The organism is Pontibacter aydingkolensis, from assembly GCF_019443125.1.
Lineage (GTDB): Bacteria > Bacteroidota > Bacteroidia > Cytophagales > Hymenobacteraceae > Pontibacter > Pontibacter aydingkolensis.
This window is the reverse complement of record NZ_JAHYXK010000012.1, coordinates 1-22,158: the sequence shown is the minus strand read 5'-3', so window position 1 is coordinate 22,158 and position 22,158 is coordinate 1. Positions and strand designations below refer to the sequence as shown.

16 protein-coding genes are annotated in these 22,158 nt (G+C 47.5%); 11 read left to right on the top strand and 5 right to left on the bottom strand.

Annotation, left to right across the window (positions count from 1 at the left end; genetic code table 11):
* The first annotated feature begins 209 nt into the window (after nucleotides 1-209).
* The 3 genes from K0O23_RS14085 to K0O23_RS14075 are packed head-to-tail and all read left to right on the top strand — an operon-like array spanning nucleotide 210 to nucleotide 5,691.
* Nucleotides 210-3,395, top strand: coding sequence for an Ig-like domain-containing protein (locus K0O23_RS14085; RefSeq protein ID WP_219878080.1), 3,186 nt, complete (start codon nucleotides 210-212; stop codon nucleotides 3,393-3,395).
* 6 nt (nucleotides 3,396-3,401) lie between these two features.
* Entirely contained in the window at nucleotides 3,402-4,406 is a 1,005-nt protein-coding gene (locus K0O23_RS14080; protein WP_219878079.1) for a PorP/SprF family type IX secretion system membrane protein, read from the top strand.
* A gap of 37 nt (nucleotides 4,407-4,443) precedes the next feature.
* Entirely contained in the window at nucleotides 4,444-5,691 is a 1,248-nt protein-coding gene (locus K0O23_RS14075; protein WP_246597120.1) for an S-adenosylmethionine:tRNA ribosyltransferase-isomerase, read from the top strand.
* Nucleotides 5,692-5,865: 174 nt separating this feature from the next.
* On the opposite strand, the gene K0O23_RS14070 is transcribed toward K0O23_RS14075, so the two are convergent.
* A complete protein-coding gene (locus K0O23_RS14070; protein WP_219878078.1) occupies nucleotides 5,866-7,293 on the bottom strand; it encodes a M20/M25/M40 family metallo-hydrolase in 1,428 nt (475 codons plus the stop codon).
* Between the two features lie 939 nt (nucleotides 7,294-8,232).
* Nucleotides 8,233-9,216, bottom strand: a complete 984-nt coding sequence (locus tag K0O23_RS14065) for a DUF1028 domain-containing protein (RefSeq protein ID WP_394371710.1) — start codon at nucleotides 9,214-9,216, stop codon at nucleotides 8,233-8,235.
* Between the two features lie 182 nt (nucleotides 9,217-9,398).
* Here K0O23_RS14065 and K0O23_RS14060 point away from each other — a divergent pair, with 182 nt between their 5' ends.
* Together K0O23_RS14060 and K0O23_RS14055 are read left to right on the top strand one after the other, a co-directional pair.
* The gene (locus K0O23_RS14060) at nucleotides 9,399-10,205 is read left to right on the top strand and encodes an NYN domain-containing protein (protein ID WP_219878076.1); all 807 of its coding nucleotides are present in this window, start codon (nucleotides 9,399-9,401) and stop codon (nucleotides 10,203-10,205) included.
* Between the two features lie 368 nt (nucleotides 10,206-10,573).
* Entirely contained in the window at nucleotides 10,574-13,780 is a 3,207-nt protein-coding gene (locus K0O23_RS14055; RefSeq protein WP_219878075.1) for a WD40/YVTN/BNR-like repeat-containing protein, read from the top strand.
* 68 nt (nucleotides 13,781-13,848) lie between these two features.
* Here the strand turns inward: K0O23_RS14055 and K0O23_RS14050 are convergent, their stop codons facing one another.
* Both K0O23_RS14050 and K0O23_RS14045 read right to left on the bottom strand, forming a co-directional pair.
* A complete protein-coding gene (locus tag K0O23_RS14050) occupies nucleotides 13,849-14,310 on the bottom strand; it encodes a hypothetical protein (protein WP_219878074.1) in 462 nt (153 codons plus the stop codon).
* Nucleotides 14,311-14,361: 51 nt separating this feature from the next.
* Nucleotides 14,362-14,808 carry a hypothetical protein gene (locus tag K0O23_RS14045; RefSeq protein WP_219878073.1) on the bottom strand — a complete coding sequence of 149 codons (447 nt, stop codon included), beginning with the start codon at nucleotides 14,806-14,808 and terminating at the stop codon, nucleotides 14,362-14,364.
* Between the two features lie 179 nt (nucleotides 14,809-14,987).
* Here K0O23_RS14045 and K0O23_RS14040 point away from each other — a divergent pair, with 179 nt between their 5' ends.
* On the top strand, nucleotides 14,988-15,542 hold the full coding sequence (locus K0O23_RS14040) for a PepSY-associated TM helix domain-containing protein (RefSeq protein ID WP_219878072.1): 555 nt from the start codon (nucleotides 14,988-14,990) through the stop codon (nucleotides 15,540-15,542).
* 5 nt (nucleotides 15,543-15,547) lie between these two features.
* On the top strand, nucleotides 15,548-17,953 hold the full coding sequence (locus K0O23_RS14035) for a TonB-dependent receptor (protein WP_219878071.1): 2,406 nt from the start codon (nucleotides 15,548-15,550) through the stop codon (nucleotides 17,951-17,953).
* Between the two features lie 25 nt (nucleotides 17,954-17,978).
* Here K0O23_RS14035 and K0O23_RS14030 read toward each other — a convergent pair whose 3' ends face one another.
* On the bottom strand, nucleotides 17,979-18,722 hold the full coding sequence (locus tag K0O23_RS14030; RefSeq protein ID WP_219878070.1) for a ThuA domain-containing protein: 744 nt from the start codon (nucleotides 18,720-18,722) through the stop codon (nucleotides 17,979-17,981).
* Between the two features lie 195 nt (nucleotides 18,723-18,917).
* Between K0O23_RS14030 and K0O23_RS14025 the strand changes: the two genes are divergently transcribed.
* The 4 genes from K0O23_RS14025 to K0O23_RS14010 all read left to right on the top strand — a co-directional run bounded on the left by K0O23_RS14025 (nucleotide 18,918) and on the right by K0O23_RS14010 (nucleotide 22,000).
* Nucleotides 18,918-19,385 carry a hypothetical protein gene (locus K0O23_RS14025; RefSeq protein WP_246597119.1) on the top strand — a complete coding sequence of 156 codons (468 nt, stop codon included), beginning with the start codon at nucleotides 18,918-18,920 and terminating at the stop codon, nucleotides 19,383-19,385.
* Entirely contained in the window at nucleotides 19,382-19,582 is a 201-nt protein-coding gene (locus K0O23_RS14020) for a helix-turn-helix transcriptional regulator (RefSeq protein ID WP_219878069.1), read from the top strand. The genes K0O23_RS14025 and K0O23_RS14020 overlap by 4 nt, the downstream gene beginning before the upstream one ends.
* A gap of 544 nt (nucleotides 19,583-20,126) precedes the next feature.
* Complete coding sequence (locus K0O23_RS14015) at nucleotides 20,127-21,431, top strand: LVIVD repeat-containing protein (RefSeq protein WP_219878068.1); 1,305 nt, start codon at nucleotides 20,127-20,129, stop codon at nucleotides 21,429-21,431.
* Nucleotides 21,431-22,000, top strand: coding sequence for an outer membrane beta-barrel protein (locus tag K0O23_RS14010; RefSeq protein WP_219878067.1), 570 nt, complete (start codon nucleotides 21,431-21,433; stop codon nucleotides 21,998-22,000). Before K0O23_RS14015 ends, K0O23_RS14010 begins: the two co-directional genes overlap by 1 nt.
* The last annotated feature ends 158 nt before the right edge of the window (nucleotides 22,001-22,158 follow it).

Sequence of the window (22,158 nt, the reverse complement as noted above, 5' to 3'; positions counted from 1 at the left end):
TCTGCCTTTCATTAAAACAGCCAATTTCTTATACTTTAAGCATCACCTCTTTCCATCCTCCTAGCCACCATTATCACCAAAAACAAACTATATAATTATAACCACAAATTTTTGCATCCAAATACAATTAAAGCAGTATAACAAAAATTAACATCCTATCCGGGGCATTGCCCTGAAATACTGCTTGGTTTATACTTAGATGCAATAGAATGGCAAAACGCTTATTCCTGCTGTTATTCCCGCTGCTTATTTGCTACAGCGCATTTGCAACGCATATTGTTGGCGGTGAGTTTGAACTGCGCCATGTTTCTGAAAACAACTACAGACTCTTCTTCAATTTATACTTCGACCAGGTAAACGGCAGTCCGGGTGCGAGGGATATGTCTGTAAGTGTCAACATTTTTGAAAAAGGGACCGATAAATTTATCACTACCATTAGGCTACCTTTCAGGTCGGAGTCTGCGATGAACTATACCAACGTTGGCTGCTCCACCAGTGATATCAAAACAACGGTAATGCTATACTACGAAGATGTATTTCTGGACCCTGCTGTGTATACCAATGCTGCCGGGTATTACGTTGTCTGGGAACGCTGCTGCCGCAACAACACAATTACCAATATTAAGGAGTCCGGTTCGGCTGGCACTACGTTCTACATGGAGTTTCCGGCAGTAGTAAAAAACGGAAACGCATTTAGGAACTCCTCTCCTAAGCTTTCGCCGCCTCCAAACGATTATGCCTGCGTAGGTGAACTGTTTTACTACAATTTTGGCAGCACCGATGCAGACGGCGACCAACTGGTTTATGACCTGGTAACTCCCCTGAACGGCAATAGCTCACCCACCAGCATTATTCCACCTCCTAGCAGCGGCCCCTATCCTGAGATAAGCTGGCTGCCCGGGTATTCTAAAGACCAGCAGATACAGGGAGACCCGGCAGTTAAGATTGATGAGAAAACCGGCAGGCTCACCGTAAAGCCAGACCATGCAGGACTGTTTGTATTCGGCGTACGTTGTCAGGAATACAGGAACGGCGTCAAGATCGGAGAAGTGCGAAGGGATTTCCAGCTACTGGTGAAAACTTGCCGAAAGAACGAGAATCCTATTGTGTCGGCTATCACGGATGGTGCGGCCACCACTTATAAAGAAGGTGAACTGATCCGCATCACGCCTACAAGCTCAAGGTGCATTAAAGTATACTTTACAGACCCTGACAAAGACGAAACGCTACGGCTAACTGCAAAACCGGTAAATTTTAACAACAACTACTTCAGCTTTAAAGGTATAACTACAGGCATGGTAAACACTGCAGGCGGCGAAAAAGTACTGGAGGCGTCGCTTTGCCTTGACAGATGCTTCGACACCAAAGGCCAGACCTACCTGCTCGACCTGATCGTGAGTGACAACGGAGACAACGGGTGTGGCTTACCCAAAACAGATACCCTGCGCCTAAGTATGGTTGTGGAGCCGATGCCAGATAAACCTCCCGGACTTACCTTCTCGAACAACAAGCAAGTTTACACTGTGGAGGCGGGAGATGTGCTAACCTTTGATGTAACCGGACGTGACACAGACAACGAAGAGGTAATCATCTCCGCACAAGGCAAAGGCTTTGACCTGAATTCTCAAAGTATAACGTTTGATTCAAGAACTGGCATTGGCACGGTTACCTCTCCCTTAACCTGGCAAATAACCTGCGAAACAATAAAACAACCCAGTTACCAGATAGAGTTTAAGGTGGTGTCTCCTACCTGCGGCAACAATGTTACCAGAACAGAGATAGTCGAAATAAAGACAAAGCAATACAACATCACAAACAATACTGCTTCGACAGAACAAACCATCTGCACCGGCGAATCCCCAACCAGGCTAACAGGAAGTTTACCAGCGGGAGGTAATGCTCCGTATGTTTATACCTGGGAAGTAAGCACCTCAGGCGGCGGCAGTTTTACAGCTGCCCCGGGTACAAATAACACACAGCACTACAGTCCGCCAACACTAACGCAAACAACGTGGTTCCGACGTAAAGTTACCTCCGGCCTTTGCAGCGAAAGTATAAGCGAGGCAGTCAAGATCACAGTAAATGAACCCATCCAAAACAACACTGTATCGCAGGACCAGACTATATGCATTAATACAGCACCGGCACTTTTAACAGGCACAAACCCCAATGGTGGCAACGGCACTTATACTTACTTGTGGGAGTTTAGCCATACAGGAGAAGACAACGGCTTTAAGCCTGCACCCGGCACAAACAACACACACAGCTACCAGCCCAGCAAACTTAGCAAGACCACCTGGTTCAGAAGAACGGTGCAGTCTGCCCCCTGCCCTGCGGTAACAAGTATAGCCGTAAAGATCACAGTTGTTCCTTTAGTAACTGAGAATACCATAACCGGAAACCAACTGGTGTGTTATGGTAAGGCAGCTACTCCGTTAACAGGCACAGTGCCCAACGGAGGCAACGGGGCTTATATTTATCGCTGGGAATACAGTACCGTAAGCGATATGGATGGTTTTGCTCCGGCACCGGGAAATAACACCGGCGTAACTTATACTTCCGGACTGTTAACACAAAAAACCTGGTTCAGGCGTGTGGTTGTTTCAACGCCTTGCGAGAACACCAGCAATGTTATACTTGCCACGGTTGATCCGCTACCTGCCCCGCCGCTTGTTAAAGGCACTACAGTCTGCCCCAACGAGACAGTAACGATCACAGCTAGTACACCCGTATCAAGCTATAAACTGGAGTGGTACGACCAACCCACTGACGGGACCCTGCTACATACTGGCAACTCCTATACTACACCTGCACTGGCAGCTACTACCGCCTATTATGTGCAGACGGTTAACGGCAACGGCTGCGCCTGTTCCGAAAGAGTAAAAGTAACGGCGGTTGTAGCACCTCCCGCCGCTGATGCCGGCGAGGATAAGACCATCATTCAAGGAAAACAAATCGAATTAAGAGCAGAAGGCGGCGCAAAGTATAGCTGGTCACCGGCTACTGGCTTGTCTGACCCTAACATACCAAACCCTATTGCCAGGCCGCAGCAAACAACCACCTATACTGTACAGGTAACCTCGGAGTTTGGCTGTGTGTCAACAGATGAGGTAACAGTAACTGTACTACCGCGCATAGAACCAACCAACGCCATCACCCTGAACGGCGACAACCTGAACGACACCTGGCACATCGGCAATATTGAGCATTACCCTAACTGCCGTGTACAGGTTTTTACAAGGTGGGGCAATCAGATATACGACTCCAAAGGATACCAGGAGCCCTGGAACGGCATGCACAATGGTAAGCCATTGCCTATGGCCGCATACTATTACATCATAGACCTGGGTATGAACGAGGAGCCAGTCTCAGGAAGTATAACCCTGATAAAGTAGCGGCCTATGAAGGTAATTTATACTTTAGTTTTCATACTTATACTTTGCCGTACGGTGCAGTCTCAGCAGTTGCCGCAGCATACCCAGTATACGCAAAACAATTTTCTGCTAAACCCTGCTGTGGCCGGTATCGAAAACTACATAGATGTACGCACCAGTTACCGCACACAATGGGTTGGACTAGAGGGAGCTCCTACCAGCTTTTATACCAGCCTGCACTCCTCCATCAACAAAAACGACCGAAACGCTAAACGTTTAAGTATAGGTAACGGCGGCTCAAATGGAGATTCAGGAGCTAACAAAAACAACCGCTTTCATATAAAACCTCACCATGGTGTAGGTGCTGTGGCACAGATGGATAAGGCTGGGCTACTAAGGACTTTTTCTATGAGCTTAAGCTATGCCTACCACTTGCCCCTTACCAGTAACCTGAACATGTCGGCAGGCGTTACCGCTGGCTTGAAACAATTTCGGTTAAATAAAAAAGAGCTGAACGTACTAACACCCGAAGACCCGTTTCTGACAGGTGATGCCGCCCACATGAACAAAGCAGAACTGGGAGTAGGCTTCTGGCTTTACAGCGCTAACTTTTATGTTGGTTTTTCGGGGATGCAGTTGTTAAGAAGAGAAAAAGACAACCCGAATACAGAACCGCATGCCGCACTCCAACGACATTATTACGTAACAGGCGGCATACGGATTAAAGCATCAGACCTAGTTAACATAACCCCTTCGGTGATGGTAAAAACGGCAGAGAGTGGCCTTTCGATGGTGGATGTGAATACTAAATTTACGTACGACCAACGTTTCTGGCTGGGCAGCTCTTACCGCCACGGCGATGCCTTTACAGGAACAGTCGGTATTTACCTGAACCACATGCTCGATGTAAGTTACTCCTACGACATCACTACATCAGAATTAAACCAAGTTAGTGCTAACAGCCATGAGGTAGTAGTGGGGTTAAAGCTAAACAACAAACAGAAAGTGTTTTGCCCGAAGTGGATCTGGTAAAATGTTAGTATAGCATCAGCATACGCTTTAACGGTTTATGCACTACCTTTGCACCTCGACCAACATGTTTACAATGACCAACCCGAAGAAGCTGGCCATAAAGGATTTCGTGTACGAGCTGCCAGACGAACGCATTGCCAAATTTCCGTTGCCTGAGCGCGACCAGTCTAAGTTGCTGCAGTACCGCCAGGGCCAGATCTCAGACTATACTTTTACAGATTTACCCCAACTGCTGCCCCCCCATACGTTACTCGTGTTTAACGATACCAAAGTAGTGCAGGCAAGGCTACTGATGCAGAAAGAGACTGGTGGCTTAGTGGAGATATTTTGCCTGGAGCCTGTGGCCCCGCACCGCGAAATACAACTGGCCATGCAGCAAACAGAAGCCAGCATCTGGAAATGTTTGGTTGGCAACAACAAGCGCTGGAAAAGCGGACCCGTAAAGTTATACTTTGAAGGAGGCGAAGTGCAGGCAGAACGCGAGGCCCAACAGGAAGGCCATTTCCTCATCCGCTTCACCTGGACACCTGCGGACTTAACATTTGCAGAGGTGCTGGAGCGTTGTGGCAAGTTACCTTTGCCTCCATACCTTAACCGCGACCTCACCCCTGACGACCATACCCGTTACCAGACCATTTATGCGAACCAGCAAGGCGCCGTAGCGGCCCCAACTGCCGGCCTGCACTTTACTGACAGGGTAATGGAGCAACTAAAGCAAAAAAGTATAGACAAGGCATACTTAACACTGCACGTTGGAGCTGGCACCTTTAAACCAGTGAAAGCCGACACCATGGAAGCCCATGAGATGCACGCTGAGCAGCTGTTTATTTCAAAGATTTTTCTGGAGCAACTTCTGCAGCACTTGGGCAACCCGGTTATACCTGTAGGCACTACCAGCATGCGCTCATTAGAAAGTTTGTATTGGCTAGGCACCAAAGTATGGCAACAGCCCCAGCTGCCTGCGCAGGAGCTACACGTAACACAGTGGCAAGCCTATGAAAGTATAGAATTGCCAACTGCTAAGGAGGCGCTTACTGCTTTGCTAAAGTATATGGAGCAGCAGAAAACGGAGTATCTGCATGCCAGTACACAGATCATCATAGCCCCAGGTTATACTTTTAGGATCTGCAACGGCCTGGTTACAAACTTCCACCAGCCGGAGAGTACGCTGCTGCTTTTGGTTTCTGCTTTAATCGGTGAGAACTGGCACAAAGTATACCAGCACGCCATGGAAAATGATTACAGGTTTTTGAGTTACGGCGACAGTTCGCTGCTGCTGCCTTAGAAGATAAAGTATAAAGGCCTCCTGATCGGGAGGCCTTTATACTTTTAATTAGTTTGCTGGCGTGGGTTTATAACCCGTGTCCTATAATGGTGTAGAGTCTGTAACTAGACTGGGCCAGAGGCCCATGCTATAGCAAGTCACGAGCGAGGACGCTCGCGCCATAATGGATACTTCCTACTTAGCTGCCTTCGCTCCGTTGCCGCTCAGGCCATACTCTGAGATCAGGTATACCAGTGATGCCATAGAAGCTGCACCTAATTGCATTTCGCGGCGGTTTACCTGTTCAAATGTATCGATTTCAGTGTGATGATAATCGAAGTAACGCTGTGAGTCCGGGCGGAAACCGATCAGGGCAACAGTTCCCTGGCCTTTTAATGGCCCAATATCAGCACCGCCGCCGCCACGTGTCAAGTCGTGTAGGCCGTAAGGAGCCAGTAATGGTTTCCAGGTTAACACCTGCGCATATTGCCCATCATTACCATCAATACCGAAGCCACGTGGTGTAAAGCCCCCTGCATCCGATTCAATCGCAGCAATGTGCTTCTCTCCTTTTGCTTTTACTTCCTCGGCATACTTACGTCCGCCACGTAAACCGTTCTCCTCATTCATAAACATCACGGCACGTATCGTACGCTTTGGTTTAATGCCCATATCCTTAAACAAACGCAATACTTCAATAGACTGCACACAGCCAGTACCGTCGTCGTGTGCGCCTTCGCCAACATCCCATGAATCCAGGTGGCCTCCTACCAAGATGATCTCATCAGGCTTCTCTGTTCCTTTTATTTCGCCAATTACGTTGTAAGACAGCACATCTGGTAATGTCTCACAAGTCATGCGCATGTAAAACTTCAGGTTTGGGTCATTTGCCAGCAACTTGCTTAACTGCTCTGCCCCTCTTGTACTGATGGCTGCTGCCGGTATTTTCTCCACACCTTCTTCGTAGCGCGTGCCACCTGTATGCGGTACATCCTGTATATCATTCGTCATGGAGCGAACCACAACACCAATAGCACCAAGTTTAGCAGCTGCCACCGGACCACCACCACGCTGATCCACAGCACCGCCGTAAGCAGCACCTGTTATTACATGCGTGTTATCGAACGGACGATTGAAGAATACGATTTTGCCTTTTACTTTCTTTTTGCCCAGCTTCTCCAGTTCTTCAAAGCTCTTAACTTCAACTACTTCAGCGCTCAGACCGTTCTCGCCTGTACCCACAGAGCCTCCCAAGGCTAAGATATTTACATCCTGGCTGCCTATTAATTTGGAGTTGATGATCCGGCCAACTTCTTTATCACCGCGCACCCAGTATGGCACCATTACCTCCTGCAGGTATACTCTATCGAGCCCCATCTTTTCCATTACCTGGCGGCTCCATTCTACGGCAGCAGCTGCCTGCGGGGAACCGCTTAAGCGGGCCCCGATGTTTTTGGTGAGGTAACGCAGGTTTTCATAGCTTTCGTAGCTGGTGAGGGCGTTGTTGTAGATGTTTTTGATAGTGGCAGAGTCAGTTTTATAGTTTTGCTGCGCCATGGCCGGCATGGTTACCATCGCTGCAGCAGCCACAACTACATTTCGTAAGACTTTCTTTGTTAGCATTGTAAGGTTTGTGTTTAGCAGTTTAGTTTAGGAGTTTCAAGATAAGCATTTTTGAGATACTTGTTCGGGGTTTGAACATACATTTGAAATGCGTGGTTCCTGAGGCGTTTTTAAAGTACTGGGTCAACCGCCCTTGCTCCTGGGGAGTTTTATACTTACTGTTCCAACTGACTCACGATAGTCTTGCTCCTCTCTTTTTGTCATCCTGTCAAGGATCTTGGTAGAAGGGAGGTTAAGCAAATGCCATGAAAAGGCAACTCTTCAGAATAGAAACTTATCTGTTTCTGCCAGCTTTTCGCCTCGCCGGGTGGGCCCTACTTTTTGTCCCCGAATCAAGTTCGGGATATCCTACTTGACACAAAAAGTAGACAAAAAAGTCAAGTGGCACATCCCGAACTTGATTCGGGGACGCTCCAAACTCGCTGAACGCTCTTTATCGAGGGCCCCTACCCCCAACAGTGGACCGTCGTTTGGTGCACCTGACCAAAGCCACTGTTTTATAGCAACTGTTAAACATCCCCCTTCGCCCCCTTCAAAGGGGGACTTTCTGCCGTTGCTTTAGCAGAGGTGTAAGTTTTATTGCTGATGCCATTGCTCGAACAGCCCGTGACCTGTCCCTACAAATTAAAATTTATACTTTGTTCACATTTGCAACAGCCGTAAGTTAAGAAGTGTCGATTCCAGTTTCTCTGTTGAGCTGCCTTGTGAGATCCGGTGCCACGTTAGTGGCAGTGCCCCCAGCGCAGGAGGGAACACAGCAGCGATGCAGAGAAACGAGGCCACCCGGCCTTGAGGGCACCAAAGTATGAAGTAAAAGTATAGGCACTCAAGACTGAGGAATAAAGTTAAATAGATTAAAAGGCAGAAAAACGTCAGCCCAAGTTATAGCCACTGCTAAAAGTATAGAGGCAGATGCTTTATAACATCTGCCTCTATACTCTACTTCGCTTTCAACAACTTCTCCAGATCCTTCTTACTCACATTCAGCAAACCAACTTCCGGTAGTCTCGCAGTTAACTCCCGCCAATTGTCATCTTTGCGGTATACTTCGCGCAGTAATTTGGCTGCTGCATCAACCTGGCCGCTACTGGCAAGGCCGATGGCGTGCCAGTATTTCATCTCCAGGTTCTCCGGGAACATATTTTCAGCTTTGCCATACTCCTGCATCGCTTTTTGCATATCTCCTTTTTCTATGGCCAGGTCGCCGTTGTTCATGTGCTCGTAGGCGCGGTGTACTTTTAGCAGGCGGGCCAGCTCATCCAGTGGTTTTTCATGGTCATCTACGCGCAGGTCAATCGTTTTATCGTCCCAGGGTTGGTTTGACTGCTGGCCTTTAACCACCACTAATGCAGCAGATTGCTTACCACGTATGTCGCCTCCCTCCTGCTCTGCTGCCTGCATCGCCAACAGCACACGCTCTGCCAGCGGCTGTCCTTCGCTGCGTTCAAATGCTTTTGCCATGGCCGGCCATACTTTGTCAGTCAGCATCATGTTGGCCTGTACCGAGAAGTTTTTACCTGTTATGTGTCCGGCATAACGGATGCATTGCTTACCTGTATGTGTTGCAACATTGCCTTTGGCATCAAGTATAGAAACCTGGCGTACTTCGCGCCCTTCGTCTTCAGCTAAAAGTATAGCCAGCGCCTCTTCAGCTGTTTTACCCTCTTTCAGGAGCTGTAAACCCAGTGGCCCGTAAGATTTATTTACAAAAGATTGTGTGGCTACTACCCCTACACCAGCCTCTACCCAAGGTACGGCAGTACCTACCGAAAACCAGTGGCTCTGTACGCCAACGGCCATTTCTCCGGTATTAGGATCGCGGGCAACAATTGAATACGTATGCGCCAGCGGCTCTTCGGCCTTAAAAACCTGCGCCTGGCTGTGGGCGGTGCCGGTAGATACCGCGAAAGCTGAACCCAGCATAAGCAAAATCTTTTTTATCCTGATCATAAAGTCATTTTAAACCTCTGTTACGGTAAGTTAAGCAATTTGTAGCAAAGTATAAGACAAAGTGAATATAACCTCTACTGATATTAGAAGTATAAATGGTATCGCACCCACAGCAAGGTGCAGCAGCAAAAAGCAGCAAAAGCAACCTTTTATACATGAAATACACAACACGAGAACGCAAACCGTCGCGCATGGCCATGCTTATTGACGGCGACAATGCCCAGCCGAGCCTTATTGTAAAAATCTTAGCAGAGGCCGGAAAGTATGGCCCACCCACTATCCGAAGAATTTACGGCGATTGGACCACCCCCCAGATGAACGGTTGGAAAGACTGCCTTAACAACCACGCCATTCAGCCTATACAGCAGTTCCGTTATACTGTAGGTAAAAACGCTACCGACAGCGCCCTGATCATCGATGCCATGGACTTGCTGCACAGCGACCTGGTAGATGGCTTCTGTATTGTGTCATCAGACAGCGACTATACGCGTTTGGCAACAAGAATCCGTGAGGCCGGCATTTTTGTAATGGGCATAGGGCAGCGCAAAACACCCAAGCCATTTGTAAACGCCTGCAACGTATTTATCTTCACAGAAAACCTGACAGACGATATTGACGAACGCAAAATTGAGGAGGCTGGTAAAGAACCTGAAAATGGAGGTAGCCAATCAAAACCTAACCCTTTACCACTGCTAAAAGAGGCTTTTGTGATGGCCGCCGACGAAGACGGTTGGGCGCATTTAGGCTCTATGGGTGCCAACCTGCGCCAACTGGACCCCAGTTTTGACCCGCGTACATTTGGGTACAACCAACTCCTGCAACTGATAAAAGCCTATAAAGAGATTTTCGTTATCCGAAAAGAGGACGACAAAGGCCCATCGGCGGTGTATATTAAACGCAAAGACAAGCGGCGCGCAAAACCAAGGCAGAAAAAGCAAGAATCGACATCTCCGCGCACCTAAGTATAAAGTTCATTCAGAATCAGGATTTACAGGATTTTAAGATGGACAGGATTGCCTTCAGAGATTGTAGAATTACAATGATAATGTAGAGACGCAACATTTTGCGTCTCTTTTCTTTGGCTGATAATATAGACCTAGCAGCGTCCGGAGGTCCTGCTAGCGTCTGGGTGGGAAGGCTGTTGCTACGTAGCATGCATCAGACGCTCGCGGGTCTTAAAGACGCCGCGAGGTCTTTATGTTTTCTTTAGTATCCAAAGGTCATCCCCACAATCTATTAATCCTGCAAATCCTGGTCCGGCTTGCTTTTATTCCTGATTTTTCCTAAATCATAGGTCAAAACCTAAACTAACTAACCTTACAACATCCTCATGAATAAAACTTTGCGCAGAACTGGCTCTGTTGCCTGTTTACTGTTAGCCATGGCTGTGGCTTCGCCGGAGATTATGGCTCAGAAACAGAAAACGCGCAGCAGCAAGCAAAAAGACGCTCCTGCAGCCGTTGATCCTAAATTATATGACGGCATGACCTGGCGCAGCATCGGCCCTTACCGTGGTGGCCGTTCTGCTACCGCAACAGGTGTGCCGGGTAAGCCTAATTTATACTACTTCGGGGCAACAGGCGGCGGCGTGTGGCGCACCACCGATGGCGGCTCTACCTGGGACAATATCTCGGATGGTACGTTTGGAGGTTCTATCGGTGCCGTTGCCGTTAGCGAAGCCGACCCAAATGTGATCTATGTAGGCGAAGGTGAAAAAACAGTGCGCGGCAACGTATCGTCGGGCCATGGCGTCTGGAAGTCGGTGGATGCCGGTAAAACATGGCAACACATTGGGCTAAAAGATTCCAAGCACATTGGCCGTATCCGCATACATCCTAAAAACCCGGACATAGTATACGTGGCCGTAATGGGTGACCTTTACAAGTCGCATGAAGAGCGTGGGGTTTACAAAAGTATAGATGGTGGCAAAAGTTGGAAGCGTGTGCTGTTTGCTAATAAAGATGCCGGCGCTGTAGACCTGATCATCGACCCGAACAACAGCCGTAACCTCTACGCCACTACCTGGAATGTGCGCCGTACGCCTTATAGCCTGTCTTCTGGCGGGCCTGGTTCTGGTATCTGGAAAAGCACCGACGGCGGCGACACCTGGAAAGAGATCTCTAAAAACCAGGGCTTGCCTAAAGGCACATTGGGTATAATCGGTGTAGCTGTTTCCCCGGTAAATTCAGAAAGAGTATACGCCATGGTAGAGGCTGATGAAGGCGGTTTATTCCGTTCCGATGACAGTGGCCTTACCTGGAAGAAGGTGAACGATGACCGTAACCTGCGCCAGCGTGCCTGGTACTACACCCGCGTGTATGCCGACCCGAAAGATGAGGATGTGGTATATGTGCTGAATGTATCGTACCATCGCTCTAAAGATGGTGGCCGTACTTTTGAAAGCAGCAATGCCCCACATGGCGATCACCATGACCTTTGGATCGCTCCTGAAAATCCATCGCGCATGATAATTGCCGACGATGGTGGTGCACAGGTAACGACAGATGGCGGCATGAACTGGAGCACGTACCATAACCAGAATACGGCGCAGTTTTACCGTGTAACCACAGATAACCACTTCCCTTACCGCATTTACGGGGCACAGCAGGACAACTCTACTGTTCGTATCTCGCACCGCTCTGATGGGTATGCCATCACAGAAAATGATTGGGAAACTACAGCAGGCTCGGAAAGTGCGCATCTGGCAGTGGATCCAACGAACCCTGAGATTGTATATGGCGGTAACTATGGCGGCTTTTTATCAAGAGTAAACCACAGCAACAACCAGGAGCGTGTGATAAACGTGTGGCCGGATAACCCGATGGGCCACGGTGCAGAGGGCATGAAGTATAGATTCCAGTGGAATTTTCCGATTCTGTTCTCACCAAACGATCCGAAGAAGCTCTACACTACATCAAACCACGTGCACGTTACTTACAACGAAGGCCAGAGCTGGGAAACCATCTCCCCTGACCTGACGCGCAACGACTCTACAAAGCTTGGCCCGTCTGGTGGCCCGATCACAAAAGACAACACCAGCGTAGAGTACTACGGCACCATCTTCGCCATCAATGAGTCTGCTATTGAGCCAGGTGTTATCTGGACTGGTTCTGATGACGGTTTAATCCATGTAACGCGCGACAATGGCAAAACCTGGACAAAAGTAACGCCCAAGAACATGCCGGAGTGGATCATGATCAACAGCATCGATCCGCACCCAAGTATAAAAGGTGGCGCTTACGTGGCAGCTACCATGTATAAGTCAGGAGATTTCAGGCCATACCTTTATAAGACAACCGACTACGGCAAAACCTGGACAAAGATTACCGATGGTATCCCAGAGAACCACTTTACACGCGTAGTTCGTGCTGATCAGAAGCGTCCGGGTTTGTTATACGCTGGTACAGAGTATGGCATGTACATCTCGTTTAACGACGGAGCCAGCTGGCAGCCATTCCAGTTAAACCTGCCAATTGTGCCAATCACTGACATGACCATCAAGAACGATAACCTAATAGCCTCTACACAAGGCCGTGGTTTCTGGTTGATTGATGACATTACGCCGCTGCATACTATGAACGGAAGTATAGCCAATAGCAAGTTCCACCTGTACAAGCCAATGGATGCTTACAAGATGGACGGTGGCAGCAGAGGCAACTCTAAAACAGCGGGCCAGAACCACCCGGGGGGCGCAATGATGCATTACTATTTGCCAACGGCTCCGGATTCTGCTACTGTAGTGAAGATGGAGATCATGGACGAAAACGGTAAGCTGATTCGCAGCTATTCCAGCAACGCCAAGGAGCGTAACGAGAAGCTGGAAGTGAAGAAAGGTATGAACCGCTTTGTATGGGATATGCGTTATCCGGAGGCCACTCGTTTTGATGGCATGATCATTTGGGGTGGTGGCACGCAAGGCCCTAAAGCCATACCTGGAAAGTATAAGGCAAAGCTAACGGTAAACAAAGAAAGCCAGGAAACAGATTTTGCCATATTACCGGATCCTCGCACAAAAGCAAATCCAGAAGACTTGAAAGCGCAGTTCACGTTCCTGATGGATGTTCGTGACAAGCTGACTGAAACGCACGATGCCATCAAAGACATCCGTACCATGCGTGGCCAGCTGAAGACTTTAACCGGCAACCTGAAAAGCCAGAGTGGTGATTACAAAACTATTGTAGAGTCTGCGAACGCGATCGAGAGGAAGATCACTAAGATTGAGGAGACGCTTTATCAGACAAAGAATCGTAGTGGTCAGGATCCGCTTAACTTCCCTATCCGCCTGAACAACAAGTTGGCAAACCTAGTAGGGCAGGTAAGCACCGGCGACTTCCGCCCAACCGACCAGGCTTATGCCTTTAAGAAAGAGGTAACAGCCCAGATAGACGAGCAACTGAACGAGCTGAAGAAAGTGAAGGAGCAGGATGTTCCGGCGCTTAACAAGATGATTCAGCAGCAGGGCGTGGATTTTATCAGCGTGAAGAAAAAAGATGAGAAAAAGGCTGAAGCGAATCCAACATCTTCGGTAAAGGAGTAGCCAGAAGTATAAAAACCTAAAAGCCCCTGTTACAGCTGTAGCAGGGGCTTTTTTTTATTTAGTTACCTTTAAAGTTCTTCCTCCACTTTAAGCACGACAACTTTTGGCTCTTCGGTATTATCGGAGGATGGGTAAGGATTAACCTGCAGCAGGGTAACTTTATACTTTGATCCGTTCAGAGTGAGTGTAGTCGAGTCTGTTTCTTTAAAATTAGTATTTGAACATTGCCCCAGGCATAAGTCCAGGTTAACGGTTTCTCCGCCCTTTTTCTCCAGGCTTACCACTACATCTGCCTTACCAGCCCACATGCAATTAACACCAGTAGGGCAACGGGAGTCGTTTATACTTTTAACTGAAACGGTAAGCACATCTGTAGTTTTATCGGCACTGTTTTTATTTCTTAACTGCACAGGTGATTCTATTGTCAAATTCAACTCATCGCCAAAATAACTCCCATTGGGCAGCATGGGGATCTGTTTGCATCCCGAAAATAACATCATCACACAAAGTATAAAATGCAGTTCTCTCATACAAGATTTAAGGCTTAAATAGCTGAGTCTTTAGTATAACGGCAGTTTAGTTTATTGGTGGTTTACGACCAGCCTTATGTGCTTACTTTCGCCAGCCTTGTCACCTCCGGGAAGAGGAGTAGCTTCTTTTAGAGTAATGGTATAAAATGCGCCTCCAACTTCCAGATCAAGCTTATGCTTGCTTTGTACCGGCAACGGACTGCAATCGCCGATGCACATCTGTATTTGTTTGTTTTTTTCCGCAGTATTGGATGCATTTAGCATAACCGTTGCATTGCCCAACCACATACAAATTGCATTTTCCGGACATCGTGAATCGGTTACAGAGCTAAATTGCAGCACCAAAGGCTCACCCTCTCCTACTATTTTTACCTGCTCACCGGCTGTCAGCATAAAGTCCTCCCCTATTTTTACTTCTTCTATAGGATCGTTAGTTTCATAGTTGCTGCATTGCCATAGCAAAAACACAAGTAGTAAAGGATATAAGTGGTTTAACATAGTTGTAGGTTGTGCGTGTGATCGTAGTCAGGGGTAAGAGCCAGTTTTTCACAAAAGGGTTGCATGGCAAAAATTTACTCCTGTCATTTAAACTTTAATTGCATCATCAAGTCTGACTTAAATTGGAAAGCTCACCCTATTATATGAACTTGTAGGTCGGAAAACGGCAAAACCGAGATATGCAGCCCCACACTAAACAAAAAGTAAATAAGCTTAGCGGCACCCTTCGCGAGTACCGGGTATATCACCGCTATGTGGGCTTAGTTATCGGTATCTTTGTATTGATCAGTAGTATAACGGGCATGCTGCTGGGCTGGAAAAAAGACGTAGACCTGCTGCAACCTCCCCTCATTAAAGGGCAGACCGATGACCTGAGCCAATGGGTATCGATGGCTGACCTTGCCTCTGCTGCCTACGCCGGCCTCGACTCTGCCCAAAGTATAACAAACAACCCTATTGACCGCATTGAGGCCAGACCCGACAAAGGCATGGCAAAAGTGCTTTTTAGCGAAGGCTACTGGGAAGTACAACTAGATGGCAGCACCGGCAAAGTGTTATCTGTAGCTCAGCGCCACTCTGATTGGATAGAACAAATTCACGATGGCTCTATTATCAGCGACATGTTTAAGCTTGTAAGTATGAATGTGCTGGGCTTAGGGCTGCTGCTACTTGCCGTAACCGGGTTTACGCTGTGGTTTTACCCGAAACGGATCCGGAAACTTAAAAGGAATTGATTATCATGAATAAAGTATTGGGGCTGCTTTTCCTGCTCCTGATTGTGTGCAAATTTTGTGAGGCGCAAAGTATAAAAGTTGTTGATAAAACTACGCTACAGCCCTTAACTGGTGTGGTGGTCACGGCTTCGGGCAAATCTGTTATAACTGATGATAAAGGATTGGCAGAATTTAACGGCAGCCTATCAAGTACCTCTCAGTTTCACTTCACCTACGTCGGCTATCAAACCCGGACAATCAGTCTGCAGCAACTACAGGAGCTTAAGTACCAGGTAGCCCTTACCCAGCAAAGCTATAACCTGAACGAGGTGGTGGTTTCGGCCGGCAGGTTTACGCAACAGCAGCAGCTAGTGCCGCAGCAGGTAGAGGTACTTACCCGCAGGGAACTGGAGTTTATGAGCCAGCCCACTACAGCCGATGTGGTACAGCAAAGCGGTAAAGTGCTGGTGCAGAAAAGCCAGATGGGAGGCGGAAGCCCGATCATTCGTGGTTTTGAAGCAAACAAGGTGCTGCTGGTGGTAGATGGCGTGCGCATGAACAATGCCATTTACCGTGGCGGCCATCTGCAGAACATCATCACGTTGGATAACAGCATGCTTGATCGCGCTGAAGTGGTGTTTGGGCCCAGCTCTGTAGTGTATGGCTCTGATGCCCTTGGCGGCGTACTGCACTTTCATACGCTGCAGCCGGCACTTTCCGTGGATAAAAATAAACTGTTTACCGGCAGTGCTTTTACCCGCTATGCCACAGCACCAGACGAGAAAACGATACATGCCCAACTAAACTATGGCCGGAAAAAATGGGGCAGCCTTACAAGTATAACTGTTTCTGATTTTGGTAACCTGCGCCAGGGCAAAAACCGCAAAAGTAAGTACGGCGACCTCGGCATACGTAATTTTTATGCTGCACGTGTTGCAGGCCGCGACACCATGCTGGTAAATCCCAACCCGAATATACAGCAGCCTACAGGCTATACCCAGTTTGATGTGCTGCAAAAGGTACTCTATAAACCCTCAGAAAGTATAAGCCATACGTTAAACCTGCAGCTGAGCACCAGCACCGATGTACCACGCTACGACAGGTTAACGGAGTTCTCTGGAAGTAAACTAAAATTTGCCGAGTGGTACTATGGTCCGCAAAAGCGTTTGCTGGCTGCTTATACATTGGGTCTGGCAGGTGCCACCGCGTTTTACGACGAGGCGAAACTGGTTACCGCCTACCAGAACCTCGAAGAAAGCCGCCACAATAGGCGCTTTGGCAGAAATGACCTCTCGCACCAAACGGAGCAGGTGCAAGTATATAGTATAAACACCGACCTGAGCAAAAGTATAACCCGGCACCGCCTGCAGTATGGCCTGGAGGCAACCTACAACAAAGTAAACTCTAAGGCAAACATAGAAAGTATACTTACAGGAGCAACACAACCACAAAGCACACGCTACCCCGATGGCGGTTCTAGTATGCACAGCGCTGCCGCATACCTAACCCATACTTTAGATCTGAAGCCGTGGCTTATCCTGAACCAGGGACTCCGCTATAGTTATGTTGGCCTGGATGCTGTTTTTGATGATAAGACATTCTTCCCTTTTTTAGCAGACGAACTGAAGCAAAGAAACCATGCGCTATCCGGAAACGCGGGTATTGTAGCTCTTCCGGGCAAAGGCTGGCGTTTTTCTATTCTTGGCTCAAGCGGCTTTAGAGCACCAAACGTAGACGACCTGAGCAAAGTGTTCGACTCAACTCCCGGAAACGTGATTGTGCCAAATCCGCAGCTTAAGCCGGAGTATACTTACAACCTCGAAGCAAGCGCCTCTAAAAGTATAAAAGAACGCCTGCATCTGGAGCTAGTGAGTTACTACACTTGGTACCGCGACGCCATCACCACACAGCCCGTACTTTTTAACGGGCAGGATTCTATACTTTACGACGGGCAACTAAGCCAGGTAACAGCCAACGTAAATGCCGGCAAAGCTTACCTTTACGGCTACAGCGCCAGCCTTAAAGCCGATGTTACCAACACGCTAAGCCTGAGTTCTTCGCTTAACTATACTTATGGCAGAATAGAGCAAAGTGAAGGCGATATACCCCTGGACCATGTGCCGCCGCTGTTTGGCCGCACAAGCATAAATTTGCAGGTAAAACGTTTCAGGGCAGAGGCTTTTATACTTTACAACGGAGCCAAAAAACTGAAAGACTACAACCCAAGCGGAGAAGATAATTTGCGGTACGCTACGCCGCAAGGCATGACCAGCTGGTATACGTTGAACCTGCGCACAGCCTACCAGCTTACACCTGATCTGCAACTCCAGGCTGCTATCGAGAACATCACCGACAGATATTACCGTGTATTTGCCTCCGGGATCAGCGCGCCGGGGCGTAATTTAGTGCTGACGGTGAGGGGAAGGTTTTAAAAGCCACTTTTAAATATAAGCGCAACTACTGCCCCATCGCATACCATATTCCGCCCCAGATATGCTGCAGAAAAAGTGGTTCGCTGTAACTTTGAGTTGTGTGTCCTAAACCTGTATAAAAGGCCCTGCCGCCGTCGTATTCGTGGTACCAGGCAATTGGGTGCTGATCTCCGTTTTTACCTCCCTGGTAACTTTTCTCATCCAGCATAGCCAGCACTTTTATCTTCGGATTTATGTCCCTGAAGTTGTACCATTCGTCAGTTCTTTCCCACTTTTCGGGAAGGTGTGTCGTAGCAGGATGCGTTTTATCAAGCACTTCTATAGTTGCCTGCTGCACCTGCGGATGACTCTCAAAGTATGCTCCTACCAATTTATTATACCAGGGCCAGTCGTATTCGGTGTCGGTGGCAGCATGTATACCCACAAAGCCCCCTCCTGCCTGTATATACTTTTCAAATGCAGTTTGTTGTACAGGATTTAGTACATCCCGCGTAGTGCTCAGGAAAACGACAGCTTTAAATTCCTTAAGTGAGTCTGCCATAAAGTATGCAGCATCCTCAGTAGCTGTTACCAGCACCTGATGCTCCTGCCCCAGCTTTTGTATGGCCACCACGCCATCCGGTATAGATTCGTGCCGGTACCCGTTTGTTTTAGAGAATACCAACAGCCGTAGCGCAGTCTCATCTGCTTCCTCAGCAGGAGTTGGACTATCCCCACCGCACATAGTCAGGATAAAAACTAAAAACATCCAAAGCAGCATACTCTTCATAGTTTAAAGACGATATAACTAATTATACTTGGCATATTTTACAAAGTTGGTCCAGAGCCAAACATCCTCCCCAAGCTATAATTGCCCGCAATTTTAAGATTTACAGTAAAAATATTTTTACATAATGTAAAAATTACTTGACTAATGTAAAATATTCTTTACATTTGCATCAAACCATTTTTACAAAATAAAACTATGAACAACCGTTTTCTTTTTCCGCACCGTTTCAAGCTGATCGGGTGGATGCTTTTTGTGCCGGCCGTTATACTTGGCCTGCTTGTTATACTCTTCGACTACACTCTTTTTGAATGGGACGCTACCGTTTTTGCCATTTATGATGGAGGCCTGTTTGAGGCCAGTAAAGTTATGACGCTGGTAGAAAACAGCATTTTTGATGAGGTTGTAGCCATTACTGCCATAGTAGGCGGTTTGTTGGCTGCCTTTTCAAAAGAGAAAGACGAAGACGAGTACATTGCCCAGATAAGGCTGGAATCGTTGCTTTGGGCCACTTACATTAACTATGGCTTTTTGCTGTTCTCTATCCTCTTTATCTACGGTTCGGGCTTTTACCAGATCATGGTCTTTAACATGTTCACGCTGCTTATCATTTTCCTGGTGCGGTTTAACTTTATACTTTACAGATCAGCAAGGGCAGTAGCATGAAAAACAGCATAAAAGTAGAACGCGCCATCCACAGCCTTACACAGGAAGATCTGGCCAAAAAGATCGGGGTAAGCCGCCAAACCATCAATGCCATGGAAGCTAACAAGTACGTACCCTCTACCGTGCTGGCGCTTAAAATTGCAAAGCTATTTGGTAAACCAGTTGAGGAGATCTTTGAGCTGAGCGAGGAGGATTAATCTAACGGCTCTGCTGTTCTGATTATAAATTTCAGGTTAAAATAACCTACTCTGGTCCCTAATGCCATCAACTTAGTCAAAAGCTGTCATCTCGAACAGCGTGAGAGATCTTTATAGAATTCTTTCTGCACTAATTCCGGATAGATTTCTCACGGTGTTCGAAATGACAAAATCGTTATGTTTTTCTAAAACTGACGGCATTGCCCCTGGCTTCTCCATAGATGGGAATCACTACTCTTTTACACAATTTCCCTCCTTGGAGGGGCCAGGAGTGGGTATACACATGCACAGCATAAGTAGATCGCAACTTGGGATTTAAGCTAAACTCCAGAACCGGCTAACATCCTCAGGCTGCAGCATAAAGTACAGCAACCTGAAGATGCCTGTTTTGCTGCGGGTGTACAAGCCATCTAAAAGTATAATTTTCAGCAGCCTTGCAACCCTTGTTATAGATGTTGGGTCATCACAATAACAGAGTATATAGCGAATGTTATAAATGAGCTATGCTTATACTTTTGACCTAACTAACCTAACAGATAAAAGTATGAAATGTAAACTTTTACACGCTGCACAACAGGTTTTAGCACTTTTTATTTTTCTGCCGGCGCTGCTGCTAAGCTCTTGCTCCGACGAGTGTGAAACCACTATAACCTATACAGTACAGGAGCCTGTTTATATGCTGCGCACCGACCTGCGCCAGGCTGTAAAAGTTGTAGCCCCACAGGATATGCACGAGCCCGGTAAAATATATGCCAAAGGAAACTACCTTTTTATCAACGAGGTAAACAAAGGCATCCATATTATCGACAATGCCAACCCGTCTGCACCGCGGAAAATCAGCTTTATACAGATACCGGGCAACATTGATATGGCTGTTAAAGAGAACATACTTTATGTTGACAGTTATATCGATTTACTGGCAATAGATATCAGCAATCCGCTTGATGTAAAGCTGCTAAAACGCGTTGAGAATATCTTTCCCACCTACGGTATGCTGGTAAGTGATACAGCAAAAATTTTCCTGTCTGGTTACCAGGAAAAAACCGTTACAGAGGCCATTAACGCTGATTGTGCCAACTACAACGGCGGCAGACCAAGATTTTGGACTTTGGACAGCAGCGGCAGACTTAACAATGGAGCACAGCCAACCGGAGGCAGTACAGGTGCAGGCGGTGCAGCTGGCAAGGGCGGTTCTATGGCCAGATTTACTATTTCTGGCCACCATCTCTACACTGTTAGCCTCTCCGACCTGCAGGTATTTGACATTAGTACCGCTGCTGATCCACGCAAAGGCCTGAAAGTAAATCTTGGCTGGGGCGTAGAGACCATATTTCCTTATAACAACAAACTGTTTATAGGTACTACCACCGGCATGCATATTTACGACAACAGCAACCCCGTAAGCCCTGTGCACCTTTCCACGTATGCGCATGTGCGTAGCTGCGACCCTGTAGTGGTAGAAGGCGACCTAGCATGGGTTACGCTGCGCTCCGGGAATGCCTGTGCCGGCTTCACAAACCAGATGGATGTGATCAACATCAGCGACCCTAAAAACCCAAAGCTCCTGAAAACATACCCTATGCAAAACCCGCATGGCCTGGGTATTGATAGGTCGGCGCTATTTCTGTGCGAAGGAAGCTATGGGCTTAAAGTCTTCGATATAACAGATCATTTAAAGGTAGACCAAAACCTGAAGGCTCATTTTAAAGGGCACGATGCCTTTGACGTAATTCCGCTAGGCACTTCGTTGCTGATGATCGGTAAAGACGGCCTGTACCAGTACGATTACAGCAACATCAACCAAATGAAACTACTAAGCATCATCCCTGTACTCAGCAAAAGCATCTAATGAAGAGACTATACCTAATCACCCTTATACTTTTAACGGCTCTTACCACACAGGCACAGCAAAACAGCACAACCGATTTTCCCACTGCCAGGCCATACTTAGGGATGGTAGAGATCGGTTATTTGTACGGATCCTCCACCTCGTTCGGGGTGAAAACCTATAAGACCTCACCTACTGTGCAGGTGTTTAACGGATACAGGTTTAATAAAATGTTTGCCCTGGGCGTTACCACAGGTTTTGATTTTTATGAGAATGTGCTTGTTACGCCTGTTGCCCTGGGCCTGCGCGGTGAACTGCTTAATTCCAGAATAAGCCCTATTTATGGTCTGGATGCCGGCTATGGCACCACAGCACTAAGCAGCGAAAACTCCGGGCAAAAAACACATGGCGGATGGATGTACAGCCCTGCATTTGGCATCAGGGCAAATACCGACAACAACACCGCTTTCACGTTCACGGTGGGCTATAAGAATCAGCGCGTAGAGACCCGGCAGGTTAACTGGAACGGCACCGTAGATCAGGAGATAAACTACAAGCGCCTTACCACGCGCATAGGCTTTATGTTTTGATACATCAATTGAGGCACAGCTACACCATAACTAATTAGAAGCTATCTCAAAAATAGGAATTAGCGCTTAAACTTGTTTGTTAGTTTCTCATGGAGCTAACAAATGAGCAGTGGGAAAAGATACAGGATCTGATTCCAGATCCTGTGAAACGGGCTGAT